This window comes from Novosphingobium pentaromativorans US6-1, assembly GCF_000767465.1.
Classification (GTDB): domain Bacteria; phylum Pseudomonadota; class Alphaproteobacteria; order Sphingomonadales; family Sphingomonadaceae; genus Novosphingobium; species Novosphingobium pentaromativorans.
Genome location: NZ_CP009291.1, coordinates 1,455,543 through 1,474,375, shown reverse-complemented (window position 1 = coordinate 1,474,375; position 18,833 = coordinate 1,455,543). Strand labels below are relative to the sequence as shown.

15 protein-coding genes are annotated in these 18,833 nt (G+C 63.9%); 8 read left to right on the top strand and 7 right to left on the bottom strand.

Annotation, left to right across the window (positions count from 1 at the left end; genetic code table 11):
- Positions 1-123: 123 nt before the first annotated feature.
- Both JI59_RS06805 and JI59_RS06800 read right to left on the bottom strand, forming a co-directional pair.
- Complete coding sequence (locus JI59_RS06805; RefSeq protein WP_038575699.1) at positions 124-2,718, bottom strand: HWE histidine kinase domain-containing protein; 2,595 nt, start codon at positions 2,716-2,718, stop codon at positions 124-126.
- Positions 2,711-3,316 (bottom strand): biliverdin-producing heme oxygenase, encoded by a 606-nt coding sequence (locus JI59_RS06800; RefSeq protein WP_238532548.1) that lies wholly within the window; start codon positions 3,314-3,316, stop codon positions 2,711-2,713. Before JI59_RS06800 ends, JI59_RS06805 begins: the two co-directional genes overlap by 8 nt.
- Positions 3,317-3,558: 242 nt before the next feature.
- On the opposite strand from JI59_RS06800, the gene JI59_RS06795 reads away from it, so the two are divergent.
- A complete protein-coding gene (locus JI59_RS06795) occupies positions 3,559-4,284 on the top strand; it encodes a Crp/Fnr family transcriptional regulator (protein WP_038577167.1) in 726 nt (241 codons plus the stop codon).
- Between the two features lie 612 nt (positions 4,285-4,896).
- On the opposite strand, the gene JI59_RS06790 is transcribed toward JI59_RS06795, so the two are convergent.
- The 3 genes from JI59_RS06790 to JI59_RS06780 are packed head-to-tail and all read right to left on the bottom strand — an operon-like array spanning position 4,897 to position 10,738.
- On the bottom strand, positions 4,897-6,354 hold the full coding sequence (locus tag JI59_RS06790; protein WP_007013516.1) for an efflux transporter outer membrane subunit: 1,458 nt from the start codon (positions 6,352-6,354) through the stop codon (positions 4,897-4,899).
- A gap of 4 nt (positions 6,355-6,358) precedes the next feature.
- Positions 6,359-9,514: an efflux RND transporter permease subunit gene (locus tag JI59_RS06785; RefSeq protein ID WP_007013517.1), complete on the bottom strand. Its 3,156-nt coding sequence runs from the start codon at positions 9,512-9,514 to the stop codon at positions 6,359-6,361.
- Between the two features lie 6 nt (positions 9,515-9,520).
- Entirely contained in the window at positions 9,521-10,738 is a 1,218-nt protein-coding gene (locus JI59_RS06780; RefSeq protein WP_038575697.1) for an efflux RND transporter periplasmic adaptor subunit, read from the bottom strand.
- A 152-nt stretch (positions 10,739-10,890) separates the two neighbouring features.
- Between JI59_RS06780 and JI59_RS06775 the strand changes: the two genes are divergently transcribed.
- Positions 10,891-11,436 carry a TetR/AcrR family transcriptional regulator gene (locus JI59_RS06775; protein ID WP_238532549.1) on the top strand — a complete coding sequence of 182 codons (546 nt, stop codon included), beginning with the start codon at positions 10,891-10,893 and terminating at the stop codon, positions 11,434-11,436.
- A 2-nt stretch (positions 11,437-11,438) separates the two neighbouring features.
- On the opposite strand, the gene JI59_RS06770 is transcribed toward JI59_RS06775, so the two are convergent.
- Both JI59_RS06770 and JI59_RS06765 read right to left on the bottom strand, forming a co-directional pair.
- Positions 11,439-12,182: an enoyl-CoA hydratase/isomerase family protein gene (locus JI59_RS06770; RefSeq protein ID WP_007013520.1), complete on the bottom strand. Its 744-nt coding sequence runs from the start codon at positions 12,180-12,182 to the stop codon at positions 11,439-11,441.
- 147 nt (positions 12,183-12,329) lie between these two features.
- Positions 12,330-13,226 (bottom strand): LysR family transcriptional regulator, encoded by an 897-nt coding sequence (locus JI59_RS06765; protein ID WP_007013521.1) that lies wholly within the window; start codon positions 13,224-13,226, stop codon positions 12,330-12,332.
- Positions 13,227-13,321: 95 nt separating this feature from the next.
- Here JI59_RS06765 and JI59_RS06760 point away from each other — a divergent pair, with 95 nt between their 5' ends.
- The 6 genes from JI59_RS06760 (at position 13,322) to JI59_RS06735 (ending at position 18,828) form a co-directional block, all read left to right on the top strand.
- Positions 13,322-14,434 carry an S-(hydroxymethyl)glutathione dehydrogenase/class III alcohol dehydrogenase gene (locus JI59_RS06760; RefSeq protein WP_007013522.1) on the top strand — a complete coding sequence of 371 codons (1,113 nt, stop codon included), beginning with the start codon at positions 13,322-13,324 and terminating at the stop codon, positions 14,432-14,434.
- Between the two features lie 19 nt (positions 14,435-14,453).
- Positions 14,454-14,837 (top strand): VOC family protein, encoded by a 384-nt coding sequence (locus JI59_RS06755; protein ID WP_038575693.1) that lies wholly within the window; start codon positions 14,454-14,456, stop codon positions 14,835-14,837.
- A 4-nt stretch (positions 14,838-14,841) separates the two neighbouring features.
- A complete protein-coding gene (gene fghA, locus JI59_RS06750) occupies positions 14,842-15,681 on the top strand; it encodes an S-formylglutathione hydrolase (RefSeq protein ID WP_007013524.1) in 840 nt (279 codons plus the stop codon).
- A gap of 69 nt (positions 15,682-15,750) precedes the next feature.
- Complete coding sequence (locus JI59_RS06745; protein ID WP_007013525.1) at positions 15,751-16,602, top strand: formate/nitrite transporter family protein; 852 nt, start codon at positions 15,751-15,753, stop codon at positions 16,600-16,602.
- Between the two features lie 45 nt (positions 16,603-16,647).
- Positions 16,648-17,505 carry a formate dehydrogenase accessory sulfurtransferase FdhD gene (gene fdhD / locus JI59_RS06740; protein ID WP_007013526.1) on the top strand — a complete coding sequence of 286 codons (858 nt, stop codon included), beginning with the start codon at positions 16,648-16,650 and terminating at the stop codon, positions 17,503-17,505.
- A 111-nt stretch (positions 17,506-17,616) separates the two neighbouring features.
- Positions 17,617-18,828, top strand: coding sequence for a toxic anion resistance protein (locus JI59_RS06735; RefSeq protein ID WP_007013527.1), 1,212 nt, complete (start codon positions 17,617-17,619; stop codon positions 18,826-18,828).
- The last annotated feature ends 5 nt before the right edge of the window (positions 18,829-18,833 follow it).

The window sequence follows — 18,833 nt, the reverse complement described above, 5'->3', positions numbered from 1 at the left end:
CCTGTCTGGCGCCGGTCGCGCCTGCATGGACTGGAAACGAGCGAACCCGTCGAGATGTTCCTGTGGAAGGCCGGGAAGGGGGCGGTAATCGTGAAAACGCTGCAGTTCGCCGATGCCCCTCGTTCAGTTTCTCCCGGACTCTTCCTTGCTGGCCGTGCGGCCCTGCAGGAGCCGGGCGATGGCTGAGCGGACTTCGCGTTCGCCATAAGGCTTGGTTACCACCGGGACGCCCTTGAAGGGGCCGCTCTGCAGCGAGCGTTCGCCGTAACCGGAAGCGAATATGAAAGGCACGCCGCGCGCCTGGAGCGCCTCGGCGATGGGTTCGCTGGTATCCTTGCCCAGGTTGATGTCGAGCATGGCAAAGGCGATCGTTTCTTCCCCGATCGTTTCGAGTGCGGCGGCCACCGAACCGGCAATGCGGCAGTCGGTAAAGCCAAAAGTGCGCAAGACATCCTCGGCTTCCATGGCGATGATGACGTTGTCTTCCACGATCAGCGCGGTGCCGTTCATGAGGTGCCCCGCCATGTCGGTGGCGGAAGGCGGATCGCCTTGCGCTTCGCGATGCGCCGCAGAGGGCGTTGCGAATGTCGAGACGTGATCGCTGGGGATCAGGAAGAACGCGTGAAGCCCCTGCGCAGGGTAGGACACCGAAGCGGAGCCGTTCAGCTCGTGGGGGATGGTGCGCTCGATGATGGTCGAGCCGAAGCCGCGGCGGGTCGGCTCGGTCACGCGCGGACCGCCGCTTTCGCGCCAGTCGATTTCGAGCGAACCGTCGTCGCCATGGCTGAGCAGGATGTTCACCGTGCCCGATGAATCCGAAAGCGCCCCGTACTTGCACGAATTGGTCATCAGTTCGTGGACGACGAGAGCCAGCGTGGTGAACGCGCCGGGTGCGATCAGCGCATCGGGCCCGTCGATCGCTACCCGGTCGGCGCTGTTGTTGGCGTAAGCTGCCGTCTCTGTGCGGAAAAGTTCGTAGATCGAGGAGGGGGACCAGTCGGTCATCGTTACCTGGTCGTGAGCGCGGGCGAGGGCATGGATACGGCTGCCGACGATTTCGGCAAATTCGTCGATCGAGCCCGCGCCTTCCTTGCTCTGCGAAACGAGGCCGCGGATCAGGTTGAGAATGTTGCGTACGCGGTGGTTGAGTTCGGCGATCAGCATGTCCTGCTGCTGGCTCGCCTGCTCGCGCTCGATGTTGGCCGCATCGGCCAGGCGCAGGACGACTTCGAGAAGCGTGATGCGCAGCGATTCCGCGGCAGAAGTCTCTTCTCCAGTCCAGGGACGTGAATAGCCACGGCGCTCTTCTTTCCAGATTTCGAAGCTCTTGCGCGGGGTAAGCCGGGCGCCATTGGGGCCCAGTTCGACCGCCTTTTCGGGGTTGCCGGCCCATTTGACCTGACGCAGCTGTTCCTTGCGAAACAGCACGATGTAGTCACGCGGCGTGCGCGATACCGGCAGGGCGAGAAGCCCGGCGGCCTTGTCAGCCCATTGCCTTGCAGGTTCGAAGATCGCCGCGATATTGTCTGTCGACCACACGGTGCTGGCACCGGCGGTGTTGAGGAAGCGGGCCAGTTCGGTGAACTCAGCCTTGTCGGGGGTGTCGCCGTAAGCGATGAACTGGCCGTCGACGAAGCCGATCACGCCGTCGAATTCGATCACCCGGCCGATCGACTCGGTGAATTCGCCGAAGGCTTCGAGGAGTGTCCCGCCGCCTGCCACGCGCGACATGATCTCGTCGTGCAGACGCATGGAATCGGCGCGCTTTTCCAGAGCGAAGTCGGTTTCCTTCTGGTCCAGAAGATAGGCGAAGAATTCTCCGAAAAGCTCGCTGGCCGTGCGCACGGAGTAAGACAGGACCAGGGGCGAATAGTGATGGCAGGCCATCAGTCCCCACAACTTGCCCCGGCGCATGATCGAAACGGACATGGACGCCTTCACGCCCATGTTGCGCAAGTATTCGATATGAATGGGCGAAACGGCGCGCAGGCCCGACATCGACAGGTCGAGCGGGTCGCCGTTGGGGCCGCATGCGGGATGGATCGGCACTGTGGGATCGTCGACATCGCTGATGATCCGCAACATGTTGCGCGCATAGAGCCGCCGCGCCTGCGCGGGAATGTCCGAAGCCGGGAAGTGCAGCCCCTTGAAGCTGTCGACCATCCCGTTGATGCTCTCGGCCACGACCTCGCCGGCGCCGTCGCCCTCGAAGCGATAGACCATCACGCGGTCGAAGCCGGTCAGGCCGCGCAAGTGCCTTGCGGCACTGGCGCACAGTTGTTCGATCGTGGCGGATCCGCGCAGGCGATCGATCATCGGGCGCACATAGCTGACGAAGTCGCGGCGTCGGCCGCCTTCGTGCGGCTCGATCTCAAGGATGTAGGACCGCCCCGACTGGTGGATGGCAGTGTCGAACAGCCTGCCGTCGCCCAGCAGGTCGACTTCGAAGATCCGTTCCACTGAATTGCTGCCGCTCAGGATCTGAAGCCGTGTGCGAATGTCGTGCAGGGCGCTTCCCGACAGGAAGTCCTTTGCCATCAGGCCGATCAGATCGCGCGGATTTCTGCCGAACAGGGTCTCGCAATTGAGTGAGGCATGGTTGATGATCCAGTCGCTCGAGAACGACAGGAGCCAGCCGAAACTCTGAATTCGGCCAATTACGTGGATCGGTTCCATATCACAGGTGGTAAGGTCCACCTGATGTGTGTCGTCAGCCATCAGCCCCCGTTTCCATGGTGTTCTTTCGGCCTGCACTGACGGCGAACGCGCTGGCAAATGATGAAAAAGCGGCGAGCGCGGCTGCCGTTACGGCCTCCCGCTCACCCTGATCGAATGACTGGCCCTTGAGCCAGGGCATCAGAGACTTCCAGACGGCATGGCCGCTTTCGTCCTCCATGTACCTGCCCGCAGTGCCCGAGGCAGTGCGATCGCCCCAGTATCCCTGTCTGCGCAGCACTGCCATGCCGAGCCGGGAACCGGCAACGACATAGCTTACGCCAACTTGCGCGCGGGGCGCACGCAGCGCCGGGGCAACCGCAAGCTGTGGCAGGCCGTCCTGATCGTCGCCGAGCGACCTGAGGTCCTCGCGCAGCATTGCCGGGTAATCCGGGCAAGCCATGCCCAGTTCGTCTTCCACGAAACTGCGGAAGGCGGGAAAGAGCGGCTCCATGCCTATGGCATGAGCACTCAGAAACCGTGTCAGGCCGTCCCTGTCGGCAAGGTCCAGCGCGCCGAAAGCGCGGTCGAGGCGGGCGTGTGCCTCCGCCGTCGCTGCACGAAGTTCCGTCAGCATGTCAGGCACTAGTTCGGCTTTCATATCGGCGCGCATAGGGAATTCGACTTTCGGAGCGAAGACATTTGCAGGTACTCTTGCAGGCAGACGGCCACCTGTTCGGTGGAATTAATCCGCAAGGCCGGCGAATGTTCCTGCGTAACTCTCTATCAGCATCGCGCGTGAGCGTCTGTGCACTATCGCACGGTCCGGAAGGGAACATTGGCAGCCCATTTGTGTTCACACTCCCGAACCTGCTGCAAGGTGCCTGCCATGGACGGGAGACGATGACGCTTACAATCACACATGGGGACAGCAGCCTGCTCGCAGCCTTGCGCCCGGAAGATCGCGCACTCCTCGATTCCCACCTCGAGGCGTGTAGCTTCAAGTCCGGCCACGTCATTTACGATTCGGGCGACAACGTCGAATTCTGTTACCTGCCGCTGGGCTCGTCCCTGTGTTCCTATTTCGTCGAACTGGATTGCGGCATCGCGGTGGAGACCGTGCTGATCGGCCGGGAAGGGGCGCTGGGCGGTGTCGTCAGCGCCGGCAGGCTGCCGTCCTATGCCCGCGCCAACGTGCTGCATGGCGGACGTTTCCTGCGCCTGGACTTGCGGGTGCTGGATCGGTTGAAGCGGGACTCCGAGGCAATCGCCCACCTCTTCGCCCGTTATGCCGATTGCCTGATGGCGCAGGTATTCCAGTCGATCGCGTGCAATGCCGTCCACACCATCGAACATCGCGCGGCCAAGTGGCTGTCGGCGGCGGTGGAGCGGACGGGCAGCCACGACGTGACGATGACGCAGGAACAACTCGCCTCGATGATGGGGATCGGGCGCAGCTATGCGAGCCGGGTCCTGCAGCGCTTCAAGCGCGATGGCCTGCTGCGCACGCGGCGTGGCGGGATCGAGGTGCTCGATGCAGAAGCGCTCACCGCGCGCGCCTGCACGTGCAATGCGCAAGTCGCAGTTCATTTCGACAAGGTCCTGTCCGGAGTCTACCCGCAACGCTGACCGCAGCGCTGCGTCGGCAGGTCGGCTGCGCCTCTTGCCAGTGCGCCTGCGCGCCAGCCTGTCCTACCCTTCCATGCGACGTGCGCTTCTCCGCGCGAACAGGACATGACGGGAAGGGATAGCCTCAATGTGTATCATCGTGGCCGGATGGCTTCGCTTCGTAGGCGGCGACGTCTGCGCGCAAGTCGTGCGCGGCTGATGGCCAAGAGCCGCAAGGAGCAGGGCTGCATCGCCTCCCACCCCTCATTGTCCAGGATGCGCCGTTCCATTGCCCCATTGCCGCACCGGCGCGCGCTTTGCCGTTCGGGACTGCCATGCCGATCCATTGCAGCCGAGTTTTGACGGCCCGAGCTGCCCGTCTGCACTGCAAAGATCCCAATCGAAACCTCTGTTCACACAGTACTGGTCAACCCGGTCAACTCGTGTTAGCCTGACACCTTCACTGGATAATAAGTCCGGGAGAGGGAACTATGACGCTGTTGGATTCCATTGGGAATCGTGTGTGCATGGCAGGCAGCTGGCTTGGCGTGGCTTACATTCTTTACTGGCACCTGATGCGGTAACAGCGCCGGTTTTGCCCGGCATTTTTCGTGCATCCAGAGTCAGACTGTTTCAATCGAGACCTCCGCCTAGTGCGCGGAAAAGGTCGATTGCATTCGTGCCGCGCACAAGTCGCGTGGCGATTAACGACTGTTCCGCCGCATAGTAACTGCGCTGCGAATCGAGCGTCGTCAGAAAACTATCCACTCCCTTGCTGAAGCGCGCCTCGGAGAGCCGGTTGGCTTCCCTGGCGTTGTCGCGCAGGGAAAGCTGGGCTTCAAGCTGTGCGTCGATGGTGCCGCGGCGCGCCAGGGCATCGGCCACTTCGCGAAAAGCGGTCTGCACACTCTTCTCGTATTGCGCGACCATCGCGTCGCGCGTCGCCTTGGCATAGCGCAAATTGCCTGACCTCTTGCCGAAATCGAAGATCGGAAGACTGGCCGCGGGCGCGACCGACCAGGTCTCGCTGCCGGACTTGAACAGGTTGGACAGCCCCATGCTCATGGTGCCCAGCGCCGCGGTAAGCGAGATCCGCGGGAAAAACGCGGCGCGCGCCGCACCGATATCGGCATTGGCGCCGATCAGCTGATGCTCGGCAGCGGCGATGTCCGGCCGCTGCAGCAGGACGCTCGAAGGCACGTTGGCGGGCAGGTTCCCGATCGTGGCTCCGTCGTCGGGCAGGGCTCCCGGCAGCACTTCCGGATCGAGGCTGGTCCCGGCCAGAAGTTCCAGCGCATTGCGGTCCTGCGCCACTTGCGTCGTGAGCGCGGCGATGTCCGAGCGCGCCTGATCGCGGCTCGTGCGCGCCTGGCTCACTTCAAGCTGCGATGCGACGCCAGCCTTGAAGCGGGCTTCGGTCAGCGCGACCGTCCGGTCATAGGCTTGCGCCGTGCGGGTCGAGAAAGCGAGGCTTTCGCTGTCGGCCGCCAGCGCCAGCCAGGCCGAGGCCACTTCGGCAACGAGCGCGACCTGTGCGGCATCGCGATTGGCCTGCGCCGCGAAGAAATCTTCCTGCGCCGACTTCGTGAGATTGCGGACACGGCCGAAGAGGTCGAGTTCCCATGCCGAGACGCCCACTGAAGCGGAGTAGATATCCATCCGTCCAGCGCCGCCCAGGTTGGCCGCGCCGCCCTGTCCGGCAGTCTGGCCGGTCGACTTCTGGTAAGTCGCGCTACCGCTCGCGGCAATCCCGGGAAGGAGATCCGCGCGCTGGACCTTGTAGAGCGACCGGGCCTGTTCGACATTGGCGAGAGAAATGCGCAAGTCGCGATTGTTGGACAGGGCTGTCCGGATCACCGCGCGAAGGCGATCGTCGGTGAAGAAATCTTCCCAGGCCGTCCCGGCCAGATCCTGCGCCGAGCCCTGATTCGAGCCCTGAGTCGAGCTTTGAGTCGAAATCTCGTCGTAAGCCGGCCCCGCGGGACTGTCGGCAGGGACGGGCAGGTCGGGGCGCACGTACTTGGGTGCCATGTTGCATCCGGCCAGGGCCAGTGCGCTGCACAGCCAGAGCGATCGGGTGGTGCGGTTCATCGGATCAATCCTGCTGCAATTGGGCTTCGTCGGCGGCCGCTGCGTCGGCTTCGCCGCCGGGCTGGTCCTGCCGGAAGAGCCGCTTCACGACGAAGAAGAACAGGGGCACGAGGAAGATCGCGAGCACTGTTGCCGAAAGCATGCCGCCAACGACGGCCCAGCCGATGGCGTTCTGACCGCCGGCGCCCGCTCCGGTCGATATGGCGAGCGGAAGCACGCCGAAGATGAACGCGAACGAGGTCATCAGGATCGGGCGCAGGCGCAGGCGTGCGGCCTGCAGCGCGGCTTCGGCGGCCCCCAGTCCTTCGCGCATCTTCTCCTCGGCGAACTCGACGATGAGAATGGCGTTCTTGGCTGCGACGCCGATTGTCGTGATCAGGCCCACCTGCAGGTAGATGCCATTGTCGAGCCCGACGAAAGTGGCTGCGAGCAGGGCGCCCACGACGCCCAGAGGCACGACCAGGATGACTGCGATCGGCACCGACCAGCTTTCATAAAGTGCGGCAAGGCACAGGAACACGACCAGCAGCGACAGCGCATAGAGCATCGGAGCCTGGCTGCCCGACAGCTTTTCCTCATAGGAAATGCCTGTCCATTCGTAGCCGATACCCGGCGGAAGCTTGGCTGCCAGTTCCTCCATCGCCTGCATCGCTTCGCCGGTGCTGTAGCCCGGGCCGGCAGAGCCGAGGATCTCCACCGAGGAGACGCCGTTGTAGCGTTCGAGTCGGGATGGGCCGTAGCTCCATTCGTTCGAGGAGAACGAGGCTAGCGGTGCCATTTCACCCGATGTTCCGCGCACGAACAGATTGCCCAGCGATTCCGGCTTCGTGCGGAACTGGGAATCCGTCTGGACATAGACCCGCTTGACGCGTCCCCGGTCGACGAAATCGTCGACGTAGCTGCCGCCAAAGCCGGTGCTCAGCGTTGCATTGATGTCGGCGATGGACAGGCCGAAGGCTCCGGCGGCTTCCTTGTCGACATTGAGCTTGAGCTGCGCGGTATCCTCGATGCCGTTTGGCCGCACCATGGCAAGGCGCTTGTCCTGCGCAGCCATGCCGAGCAGCTGGTTGCGTGCGGCGATCAAAGCCTCGTGGCCGAGACCTGCCTCGTCCTTGAGCTCGAAGTCGAAGCCGGTGGCGTTGCCCAGCTCGGTCACGGCCGGCGGGGCGAAGGCGAAGATCTGGCCGACGCCGAACTTGTGGAAGGCCACGTTGGCGCGCTGGGACAGGGAAGCGACGTCCATGCCCTTGCCCTGCCGCTCTTCCCAGGGACGCAGCTTGATGAAGGCGATGGCCACGTTCTGGCTCTGGCCGGCAAATCCGAAGCCGCCGATGCTCAGCATCGAATCGACCACGTCCTTTTCGTCGTTGAGGAAGTAGTCGGTCATGCGTTCGACCGTGCGCTGGGTTTCCTCCATGGTCGAACCCGAAGGCATCATCGCCTGCGCGAACATGATGCCCTGGTCCTCTTCCGGCAGGAACCCGCCGGGCAGGCGCCAGAACAGCAGGCCCATGCCCACCACGATCAGGCCATAGACGGCCAGCGAACGCTTCCAGTTGCGTTCAACCCGGCGCAGGCCATTGCTGTAGCGCTCGACGCCCCGGTCGAAAGTGCGGTTGAACCAGCCGAAGAAGCCGCCGCGCTCGCCGTGATCCGCGCGCGAGGGCTGGAGGATCGTGGCGCACAGCGCAGGGGTCAGGATCAACGCCACCATCACCGACAGGATCATCGAGGATACGATGGTGATGGAGAACTGACGGAAGATGACGCCGGTCGATCCGCCGAAGAAGGCCATCGGCAGGAACACCGCGGAGAGCACGAGGCCGACGCCGACCAGCGCGCCGCTGATCTCGTCCATCGACTTGCGTGCGGCTTCCTTGGGGCTCAGGCCCTCGGTCTGGATGAGGCGCTCCACGTTCTCGACGACGACGATGGCGTCGTCGACCAGCAGGCCTATGGCCAGTACCATGCCGAACAGCGTCAGCGTGTTGATGGTGAAGCCGGCGACAAGCAGGATCGACAGGGTTCCCAGCAGCACGACCGGGACGGCAATCGTCGGGATCAGCGTTGCGCGCCAGTTCTGCAGGAACAGGAACATCACCACGAAGACGAGAATGATCGCCTCCACCAGCGTGTGCGCGACCTGTTCGATCGACAGCTGGATAAACGTGGAATTATCGACGGGGAACTCGACCTTGACGTCGGAGGGGAACTGCTTCGCCACTTGCGTGACGGCAGCCTTGACGCCTTCGACGGTGTCGAGCGCATTGGCGCCCGGGGCAAGCTTGATGCCCAGGGCGGCGGCCTCCTTGCCCTTGAATCGGGCAACGAAGCTGTAGTTTTCGGCGCCCATCTCGACGCGGGCCACATCGGCCAGGCGCACGGTGGCGCCTTTGTCGTCGGTGCGCAGCAGGATGTTGCGGAACTGCTCCGGCGTTTGCAGGCGCGACTGGGCCGTGACGGTGGCGTTGAGCGCCTGTCCTTCAGCCGTCGGAAGGCTGCCCACCTGTCCGGCGGATACCTGGGCGTTCTGCGCCCTGATCGCCGCGGTGACGTCGGATACCGTCACCTTGAGGCCGGCCATCTTGTAGGGATCGAGCCAGATCCGCATCGCGTAGGGCGCACCCAGCAGCTGCGTATCGCCGACGCCGTCGACGCGGCTGACCGGATCCTGCAGCTTGCTGGAAATGAGATCGCCGATGTCGACCTGATCGTGCGATCCGTCTTCCGAATAGACGGCCAGCACCATCAGGAAGTCCTTGGCGGCGCGCGCCACGCGCAGGCCGGAGCGCTGGACGTCCTCGGGCAGCAGCGGGGTCGCCTGCGCGAGCTTGTTCTGGACCTGGACCTGGGCGATGTCAGGATCGGTACCCTGGTCGAAGGTCATCGTGATCGTGAGATTGCCCGAGGAATCGCTCGTCGACGAGAAATAGCGCAGGTTGTCGATGCCCTTCATCTGCTGCTCGATCACCTGCGTGGTGGTGCTCTCGAGCGTGCGGGCGTCGGCGCCGGGATAAGCCGTGCTTATCGTCACCGCAGGCGCGGCGATCGTGGGGAACTGGGCAATCGGCAGGGTCCGCAGGGCAATCAAGCCCGCCAGCATGACGACGATGGCGATGACCCAGGCGAAGATGGGCCTGTCGATGAAATAGCGTGACATGACGGATCAGCGCTTTTCGGCCGGAGCGGAACTGGCCGGCGTGGATCTTGCCGGTGAGGGGGTGGCGGATGCGGTCTTGACGGGGGAAGCCTTGCTGGCGGTCACCTGCTGCGGTACGCCGGGCGTGACCGTGGCTCCCGGCTGGATGCCGGTGAGGCCTTCGACGATCAGCCGGTCGCCCGGCTTGAGGCCGTCGCTGATGAGCCACTTGTCGCCGATCGGGCGAACTGCCTCGACCTGGCGCATCTCCACCTTGTTGTCGTTGGTGACCACCAGAGCGGTGGCGCGCCCGCGCGGGTCTCGGCTTATGCCCTGCTGGGGAGCGAGGATCGCGTTCTGCTTGATCCCCTCCACGAGTTGGGCCCGCACGAACATGCCCGGCTGCAGCAGGCCGTCGGGATTGGGGAAGGTGGCGCGAATGGTGACGCTGCCGGTGTCGGGATCGACGGCGACTTCGGCGAATTCCAGTCGACCCTCGATCGGATAGGTCTTGCCGTTGGGCAGGATCAGCTTGACGCGCGCGCTCTCGCGGTTCTCGCGCGAAAGGCCGCCATTCGCGAGGGCGTCCTTGAGGTCGAGGATCTGCGCGGCGGTCTGCGTGACGTCCACATAGACGCTGTCGGTTCGCATGATGGTTGCCAGCGGATCGCTCTGACCTGTCTGGACGAGCGCGCCGCGGGTGTAGAACGAGCGACCGATGCGGCCGGATATCGGGGCGCGAATGTGGGTGAAACCCAGGTTCACGCGGGCCGAATCGACGGCTGACTTTTGCGCTGCAACATTCGCCTTGGCCTGCTGCGCGGAGGCAACGGCATTGTCGAATTCCTGCTTGCTGACGGCATTGATGTCGACCAGTTCGCGGTAGCGATCGGCCTGCAACTGCGTTGCGCGGACAGTCGCCTGGGCATTGGCGAGGTTGCCCTGCGCCGTGCCCAGAGCGGCCCGATAGGGTGCGTCCTCGATCTCATAAAGGACCTGTCCCGCCTTCACGAAACTGCCCTCGGCGAACAGGCGCTGCCGGATCACACCGTTGATCTGCGGGCGGACCTCAGATGTTTCAACGGCTTGCACGCGGCCGGGCAGATCCGTTGTCAACTCGACGGACTGTTCGGTGATTTTCACCACGCCGACTTTCGGCGGCTGGGGCTTGGGCTGTTCGGCAGCACTGCAACCGGCGAGGAGAGCGAGTGCAAGCACCATGGACGAGGCGTTTTTAAGAGTCATGTTCACCCGGGGGGATCAAGGAACGATGGAATGAACGTTCATTCCACTTGCGTCCCTCTAATCTCTCTGTCATTGTCAGGTCAAGCGATTTGGAGGGGAATTTGGCAAGCGATTGTGCAGTGCAACGGAAATCTGGCGTGTCGGACAAAGTCGTGAGCGCCGCGCGCAAGCTGTTTGCAAAACGGGGCTTCCATCAGACGGCAATGGCCGACCTGGCGAAGGAGGCCGATGTCAGCGTCGGCGCCATTTATCGGGTATTCCCAAGCAAGCAAGACATCATTCACGCCATCATCGAGGCGGATACGGCGCGCGTCCTGGGCGAATTGACGCACGACGTCAGCCGCATTCGCAGCGGTGAGGCGACGGTCGGCGCAGTGCTTGAGGACATCATGGTTCGCGGCAGCGTCGACAAGGACAAGGCCCTTATCCACGAAGTGCTGGCCGAAGGGCATCGCAGCGTGCAGGTGGCAGAAGCCATCAGTGAAATTTACGTGCACTACCGCGCGATGTTCCGGGAAATGGCGGTGTTTGCGAATCCCGACCTGAGCGAGGAGGAACTGAGCGGAGCGGAAGATCTGCTGCTCGCCTGCCTGTTTTCAACCGGTCACCGCGAATTGACCAGTTGCCGCCTGGGAGCGCGCGAATCGGCGCGCACCGTGACACGCCTGATCATGCGCGGACTCGGCTCGTCCGAGTGATGTCATGACCGCCGGCGGGCGACGAAGGCCGCGGCGCGATCTTCGAACTCAGGGGCGGTGAATGCTCCGGCGAACAGATCAAGGGCGCGCTGGTCGTCCTCTACCTGGCCATCGCGCGCCCAGCGAATCATCTGTTTCAGGCCTTTGAGGCTATACGCTGCATTGGCGGCGATCGTGGCTGCAAGGGCATGGGCACTTTGCGCCAGTTCTTCGATGAGGCCGATACGCAAGGCCTCGTCGGCATTGATGAGCGCGCCGGTATAAAGCAGGCGGCTGGCTTGCCCCGGCCCGACCAGGTCGACCAGCAGCCGGGTATCGTGGAGCGGGTAGACGATGCCCAGCTTGGCAGGGGTGACGCCGAAACGGGCGCGCTCCGTTGCCAGGCGCATGTCGCAGGCAAGCGCGATGCCGAGGCCGCCGCCGATGCAGTCTCCATCGACAAAGGCGATGGTCGGCAGAGGCGCGCGGGTCAGTTCGTATTGGGCGCGATTGATCGCCGCCTGGTTCGCCGCCAGCCATTCCGGGTTGTCCCGATTGTCCAGCATCTCGGCGATGTCGGCCCCGGCGCAGAACATGCCGGGCCGGCTTCCGGTCAGGACCAGGACCTTGACCGCGCTGTCGCCGGCCGCCTCGGCGACGAGTTCCGGCAGGCGCGCCCACATGTCCTGGCGAAACGCATTGCGGCGCTCGGGGCGGTGGATCTCGATGCGGGCGACGGCGCCTTCGCGGACAAGGTGGAGAGGCATGGACGAACTCCGGACAATGGGGCTTTGCGCGGTGAATTAGAACTTCGGACCGGCGCCGTCACCTTGAGATGCCGCTCTTGCGCAGATGACCTGCAGGGACGGGCGTGGCCCCGGCGTAGAGCGCATGAAAGCCTGCGGGTGCCGGGTTCAGGTGGCGAGTCCGCTGGCTGTGGCGAGGTGCGAGGGCAGGCTGTTGCGCAGGGCATCGACCATGGCGCTGACCTTGGGCGAGAGGTGGCGGCGCTGCGGATAGACGGCCCAGATCGGCTCCTCCTCGGGGTTGAGGTCGGGCAGGACGGGTTCCAGACGCCCTTCGCTAAGGTGATTGCCGAGATAGAAGCGCGGGACCTGGCAGATGCCCATGTCGGCCAGCGCTGCCTCGATCAGGGCATTGCCGCTGTTGCAGCGCCAGCGACCCTGCGGACGGAAGGTCCCGTTGCCCTTGAACTGCCACTGCGCACTCGATCCCACGAGGCATTCGTGCCGGCGCAGGTCTTCGATGTCCGAAGGCCGACCGCGGCGGACAAGATAGGCCGGAGAGGCAAGGGTGATGAGCGCGCGCGAGGCCACCCGCGTGGCGACGAGCCGGGAATCGTTGAGCTGGCCGGTACGGATCGCAAGGTCGTAGCCATCGGCGATGAGGTCGACCACGGCATTGTCGAGATCGAGCGTGACCGTCAGCGACGGGTAGGCGGTCGACAGCTCGCGCACGATCGGTGCCACGAACTTCTCGCCCAGCGCATAGGAGCAAGTGATGCGCAAGTGTCCGCTCGGTTCGCCTTGCGAGGCTATGGCGGCGATGGCCTCGTCGCGCTCCTCGATCAGTCGCTTGCAGGTTTCGAGAAAGATCTGCCCCGTCTCGGTCAGGCGCAGCGAGCGGGTGGTGCGGTGCAGGAGCTGGGCCTGCAAGCGGCTTTCCAGCCGCGCGAGCGAGCGGCTCATGTGCGTCACCGAGGCGCCATAGGCCTGCGCCGCGGCCGTGAAACTGCCCAGACGTGCGACCATCGCGAACTCTTCGATACCGTCCCAGTTGGCCAGCACCATTATCTCCGTAGTGTGATAATCCTTTTCCTGCGGGGCGCTTTATCACAGTACCTGCGAGTCCTACAAAGCGCTTCGATGAAGAGGAGTTTGCGCACATGAAGACCCGCGCCGCAGTCGCTTTCGAAGCGAAGAAACCGCTGGAAATCGTCGAAGTCGACCTGGAAGGCCCCAAGGAAGGCGAAGTCCTGGTCGAAATCATGGCAACCGGCATCTGCCACACCGACGCCTACACGCTCGACGGCTTCGATTCGGAGGGCATCTTTCCCTCGATCCTGGGCCACGAAGGCGCCGGCATCGTGCGCGAAGTCGGTCCGGGCGTTACCAGCGTGAAGCCGGACGACCACGTGATCCCGCTCTACACGCCGGAATGCCGCCAGTGTAAGTCGTGCCTTTCGGGCAAGACCAACCTGTGCACCGCGATCCGTGCGACGCAGGGGCAGGGCCTGATGCCCGACGGCACCAGCCGCTTCTCCTACAAGGGCGAGAAGATCTTCCACTACATGGGCTGTTCGACTTTCTCGAACTTCACCGTCCTGCCCGAGATCGCCGTCGCCAAGATCCGCGAGGACGCTCCGTTCCAGACCTCGTGCTACATCGGCTGCGGTGTCACCACCGGCGTCGGCGCAGTGACCAACACCGCCAAGGTACAGGTCGGCGACAATGTCGTCGTCTTCGGGCTGGGCGGTATCGGCCTGAACGTGATCCAGGGCGCAAGGCTGGCCGGCGCCAACAAGATCATCGGCGTCGACATCAATCCCGACCGCGAGGAATGGGGCCGCAAGTTCGGCATGACCGAGTTCCTCGACGTGAAGGGCATGAGCCGCGAGGATACTATCGCCAAGGTCCTGCAGATGACCGATGGCGGCGCGGACTATACCTTCGACTGCACGGGCAACACCGAAGTGATGCGTACGGCGCTTGAATGCTGCCATCGCGGCTGGGGCGAATCGATCATCATCGGCGTTGCCGAAGCGGGCAAGGAAATTGCCACCCGTCCGTTCCAGCTTGTCACCGGGCGCGTCTGGAAGGGCACGGCTTTCGGCGGCGCCAAGGGCCGCACCGACGTGCCCAAGATTGTCGACTGGTACATGAACGGGAAAATCCAGATCGATCCGATGATTACCCACGTTCTGTCCCTTGAAGAAATCAACAAGGGTTTCGACCTGATGCACGCGGGTGAGAGCATCCGCAGCGTAGTGGTTTATTGAGCAAGGACACGATTCAGCGATGTTTACACATGTCATGGTCGGCGCTGACGAGCCGGAGAAAGCCAAGCAGTTCTACGATGCCGTTCTGGGCGCGCTGGGTATCGGTGAAGGCAATGCCTTGGGCGAGCGGGTATATTACGTGAGCGCGACGGGTGCTTTCGGCGTGGGCAAGCCGGCGGACGGCAAGCCGGCATGCCATGCCAATGGCGGGACCGTGAGCTTTGCGGCATCGGGCAAGGATGCAGTGGATGCGTTCCATGCCGCTGGCCTTGCCCATGGCGGCAGCGACGAGGGCGGTCCCGGCAAGCGCCCGAATGCGCCGGGCAATGCCTATGGGGCCTACTTGCGCGATCCGTTCGGCAACAAGATCTGCGCCTTCACGCAGCTGCCTGAAGGCGAGTGATCCGGTGACCCTGGAAACCGTTTCGACCAACAAGTCCTTCGGCGGGGTCCAGGGCGTCTATCGGCATCGTTCCGCGCAGACGGGGACGGAGATGACATTCTCCGTCTTCGTCCCGGACCATGCCCCGGGCGCCAGTCTGCCGGCTCTGTGGTATCTTTCGGGGCTGACCTGCACCCATGCCAATGTCACCGAAAAGGGCGAATTTCGCGCCGCCTGCGCAAAGCATGGCGTGATTTTCATCGCTCCCGATACGTCGCCGCGCGGCGACGACGTATCGGACGATGAGGGTTACGACTTCGGCAAGGGCGCAGGCTTCTACGTCGATGCGACGCAGGAACCCTGGGCGAAGAACTTTCGCATGCGCTCCTACATCGAGCAGGAACTTCCCGCGCTGATTGCCGCGAACTTCCCGGTCGACATGGGCCGACAGGGCATCACCGGCCACTCGATGGGCGGCCATGGTGCGCTCACCATCGGCCTGCGCAATGCCGGGCGGTTCCGCTCGGTAAGCGCCTTTTCGCCGATCGTCTCGCCCTTGTCATGCCCCTGGGGCGACAAGGCGCTGACCGGCTACATCGGCGGCGACCGTGCGAACTGGCGCGAATACGATGCCTGCGCCCTGATAGAGGACGGCGCTCGCCTGCCCGACCTGCTGGTCGACCAGGGCACGGCGGACGGCTTCCTCGAGGAACAGCTGCGCACCGATCTGCTCATCCAGGCCTGCGAGAAGACGGGCCAGCCGGCAACGATCCGGATGCAGGAAGGCTACGACCACTCCTACTACTTCATCTCGACGTTCATGGCCGAGCATGTCGACTGGCATGCCGAACGCCTGAAAGCCTGACCGGAAGGGAACATCGCGGTAAGCTGAGACGTTTCTTCCGGGCAATCCGCCGGAGGAGCCAGACGCGCGATGACCCATCCCGATCGTGAGGACGTGAGCAGGGAGCTCGCGCAGGACGAGGCCGGGCTGAGCCGCCGCGAAAGGTCGAAGGTCAAGGACAGTCAGCGGCTTTCGGCCCTGACTGTCTTTTCCGTCATCCGGCGCGAGGGCGAAGAGGAATTGCACCGCCCCGCAGCTTCCCTGTGGTGGTCGGGCATTGCCGCGGGTTTCGGCATCTCCACGTCTGTCCTGTGCCAAGGCCTGCTTTACGACGCATACGAGGGCCATCCCCAGCGCGAGATCATTGCTGCGTGGGGCTATGCGATGGGCTTTATCCTCGTCGTGCTATCGCGGCTCCAGCTTTTCACCGAAAACACCCTGAGCGTCGTCCTGCCGCTGCTGGCCGGGCCGAGCGGTACGCGGTTCTACCGCACGGGGCGGCTCTGGCTGATCGTTCTGCTGGCGAACATGATCGGGACGATGGCGAGTGCGATCATTGCCGTCACGATCGGTTCGCCGGACAGCGAATTGATCGCCGCGATGCTCGAGGTGTCGCGCCATGCTGCGGAGAGCCGGGGCATGGAAGCCCTGCTTAACGGGGTTCCGGCCGGCTTCTTCGTGGCTGCCATCGTCTGGATGCTGCCCAGTTCCAAGGGCTTTGAAATCATCGTCGTCGGCCTGTTCGCGTGGCTGATCGCGGCGGGCGGATTCACGCATGTGATCGCCGGGTCGACCGAGATGTTCATGCTGGCGCTGCATGGCGACATGAGCTTCGGCGAGGCGATTGGGATGCACCTTTTGCCGACCCTGATCGGCAATGTCATCGGCGGGACCGGTCTGTTCGCGCTGCTGGCCTATGGCCAGATTCAGGCGGAAATCTGAGCCTTCGGGCATGGCCTTTCGCGGCCCAGGGCCTATCACGGTGCCATGAATGAAGATCACTGGAACGGAACGGGCGGCGCAGCCCTGATTGGCGCGGCCCTGATCGGCGCGGAGCGCAACCCTTATGCGACAGGCGCCGGCGAGCCGTGCGAAGTTGTCATTCCCGTGGAATCGCCCATCGCCATCGAGACCAACGGGATTGCCTATGCCGTGATGATGGCGACCCCGCTCGATATCGAGGATTTCGTCACCGGTTTCCTGATGGCCGAAGGTCTCGCGCAGGTAGGCGAAGTCGGCGAGGTGGCGGTTCACCGTGTCGAGAACGGCGATTGGGGCGAAGGCTTCGTCGCGCGGGTGAACCTGCCGGAGGCGCGGCTTGGCCCCATTCTCGAACGCGCCCGCCGCCGCGTGGGCGACAGTTCCTGCGGGATCTGCGGGATCGAGGGTGTCGAAGCCGCCTTGCGTCCGCTCCCGCGGTTGCCCGCCGCGTCGCCCGTTCGTCCCGAGGCTATCCGCAGCGCGCTTGTGGCCTTGCGCGAGCGGCAGGACCTGGGAAGGCGGACTTCGGCAACGCACGCCGCAGCTTTCAGTGCGGTTGACGGAACCGTCCAGCTCGTGCGCGAGGATGTCGGCCGCCACAATGCGCTCGACAAGCTGGTCGGCGCGATGGCGCGCGAGGGCATCGATCCGGGGCAGGGCTTCATCGTCGTCACCTCGCGCTGTTCCTATGAACTGGTCGAGAAGACGGTGCGTGCAGGGTGCTCGCTGCTGGTGGCGATTTCCGCGCCGACCGACCTTGCGGTGCGCCGGGCCCGGGCCTCGGGGCTGGACCTTGCCGTGGTGGCCCGGGACGACACGATGCTTTGGATCGGCGCAGGCGAGGAGGAATCGAGCAAGCGTTGACGCGATCCGACCAAGGGCGGCGACCGGGCCCTGTTTTCCTTGTACTCGGCCGGCAGCAAACCTAACTTCACAGCGACTTGGTGCATTCCGCAGGCAAGAAGGTGACAGTAGATGGCGCTAGCGACGGATCAGGCTTCTGAAGAGCTCAAGCTGACTCCACCCGATCCGGTGCCCGTCGTGAAGCCCGAGAAGGCCGCCGGTCTCGTCCCGGTCGACGAGGAGCAGAAGTCCCGTCTGCAGGTGCGTGTCGATGAATTCGTCGAGGACTTGGTTGCCCAGGATTCCAACTCGCCCGAGTTCGGCCGCCGGGTCGACCAGATCACCAACATGGGCCGCAAGGAGATCGCCGAGGCGGCCGGGCAGTCCAACCGTTTCCTCGACCGCCCGATCCGGGCGATGGACGAGACGAGCGGCGTCGGCGCGGATCTTGCCGAACTGCGGCGCACGGTAGAAGATCTCGACCCGTCCACGAAGGGTGACCTGACGACGCGCCGCAAGATCTTCGGGATCATCCCGTTCGGCAGCAAGCTGCGCAACTATTTCGATAGCTACAAGTCCGCGCAAAGCCATATCAGCGCGATCCTTGCGCGCCTGCAGGGGGGCAAGGACGAACTGCTGATGGACAATGCTGCCATCGACGTCGAGCGCCAGAACCTGTGGAAGGCGATGGGCAAGCTCGAACAGATGGTGTTCATGTCCAAGGCCCTCGACGAGACGCTCGAGCAGAAGGCGGCGGATCTCGATCACACCGATCCGGCCAAGGCCAAGGCCCTGCGCGAAACCGCGCTGTTCTACGTCCGCCAGCGCACGCAGGACCTGCTGACGCAGATGGCAGTCACGGTGCAGGGCTACCTGGCGCTGGACCTTGTGAAGAAGAACAACGTCGAGCTGATCAAGGGCGTGGATCGTGCCTCGACCACCACGGTAGGCGCGCTTCGCACTGCGGTCACCGTCGCGCAGGCGATGACGAACCAGCGTCTCGTGCTCGACCAGATCACCGCGCTCAACACGACGACCGCCAACATCATCGATGCCACCGGGCAGATGCTGAAGGACAACACCGCCCAGATCCACCAGCAGGCGGCCAGTTCGACGATCCCGCTGGAGACGCTCAGCCGCGCCTTCCAGAACATCTACGATACGATGGATTCGATAGACACGTTCAAGCTGCAGGCGCTCGACAGCATGAAGCAGACGGTCACTTCGCTGGAAGGCGAGATCGGCAAGTCGAAGGCCTATATCGCCCGCGCGCAGGGCCAGTCCGAAGGGGCAGCATCGGGAGACGGCAAGGCGGCAAAGTCGATGCTGGAGGCCCTGGACTAAGCCGC